1 rRNA gene is annotated in these 334 nt (G+C 53.0%); it reads left to right on the top strand.

Features of this window, described 5'->3' with window-relative positions:
* A 23S ribosomal RNA gene (locus HXS65_RS17395) occupies window positions 1-334 on the top strand; the annotation flags it as partial.

Consider the following 334-nt stretch of genomic DNA (forward strand, 5'->3'; position numbering starts at 1 on the left):
GTATCTATAGGCCAATACATAACCTATAGAGGCAAACCCGGGGAACTGAAACATCTAAGTACCCGGAGGAAAAGAAATCAACCGAGATTCCCCAAGTAGCGGCGAGCGAACGGGGACCAGCCCTTAAGCGTGACAACTGACAGACGAACAGGCTGGGAAGCCTGACGATACAGGGTGATAGTCCCGTAGTCGAAGTCTGAGTCACGTGAAATCGAGTAGGTCGGGGCACGAGAAACCTTGACTGAACATGGGGGGACCATCCTCCAAGGCTAAATACTCCTGGCTGACCGATAGTGAACCAGTACCGTGAGGGAAAGGCGAAAAGAACCCCGGC

The sequence above is a fragment of the Cobetia sp. 5-25-4-2 genome (assembly GCF_013374075.1).
Lineage (GTDB): Bacteria > Pseudomonadota > Gammaproteobacteria > Pseudomonadales > Halomonadaceae > Cobetia > Cobetia marina.